Below are 402 nucleotides of genomic sequence, written 5' to 3' on the forward strand. Positions count from 1 at the left end.
TGAGGTAACCTTACGGAGCCAGCCGTCGAAGGTGGGGGCGATGATTGGGGTGAAGTCGTAACAAGGTAGCCGTATCGGAAGGTGCGGCTGGATCACCTCCTTTCTAGGGAAGAGATAACGGATTCTGCGGAAGACGTTACGAAACTTCAGGTCGGCATTCTGGAGTACGTACACATTGTTCAGTTTTGAGAGGCCATGAACCTCTCAAGAAAAAGAGAAAGACCCGTACCTTGACAACTGCATAAAACGAAACGAACAAACCTCTTTTTTGAAGAAAAAGAGAAAGACTTAACGAACCGAAGAAACTCTGAAAAACGGTGAAGACATAAAGTCAAGCAAGTAAGGGCGTACGGCGGATGCCTTGGCCATATCAGCCGATGAAGGACGCGATAAGCTGCGAAA

1 rRNA gene is annotated in these 402 nt (G+C 47.8%); it reads left to right on the forward strand.

Annotation, left to right across the window (positions count from 1 at the left end):
• A 16S ribosomal RNA gene (locus tag CJ260_RS12570) occupies positions 1 to 103 on the forward strand; the annotation flags it as partial.
• Between the last annotated feature and the right edge of the window lie 299 nt (positions 104 to 402).

It is taken from the genome of Megasphaera sp. ASD88, from assembly GCF_002287425.1.
In the GTDB taxonomy this organism is placed as follows: domain Bacteria; phylum Bacillota; class Negativicutes; order Veillonellales; family Megasphaeraceae; genus Megasphaera; species Megasphaera stantonii.